The organism is Brachybacterium sp. AOP25-B2-12 (assembly GCF_052378625.1).
Classification (GTDB): domain Bacteria; phylum Actinomycetota; class Actinomycetes; order Actinomycetales; family Dermabacteraceae; genus Brachybacterium.
In genome coordinates this window covers 1-263 of record NZ_JBQSXW010000098.1, presented here as the reverse complement: position 1 = coordinate 263, position 263 = coordinate 1, and the positions used below count along the sequence as shown (strand labels likewise).

General features: G+C 66.5%; 1 protein-coding gene. It reads left to right on the top strand.

All coding sequences use genetic code 11. The features are described from left to right. The coding region (locus ACT3TZ_RS15320) for a transposase (RefSeq protein ID WP_444584270.1) at positions 1-258 on the top strand (258 nt) is incomplete at its 5' end. Between the last annotated feature and the right edge of the window lie 5 nt (positions 259-263).

Here is a 263-nt window from a genome sequence, read left to right as displayed (position 1 = left end):
ATCGACGCCCTCGCCGACAGTGTGCCTGAGGCGTTGGTAGAACTGCGCAAGCTCGGCCGCACCCTGACCAGACGCGCCTGCGACGTCCTGGCCTACTTCGACCGGCCGCGCACGAGCAACGGACCTACCGAAGCCGTGAACGGTCGCCTCGAGCACCTGCGTGGCCTGGCCCTCGGCTTCCGCAACCCCACCAACTACATCGCCCGCGCACTCCTCGAAGCCGGCGGATTCAGACCACACCTACACCCCGAATTGTGAAGAGC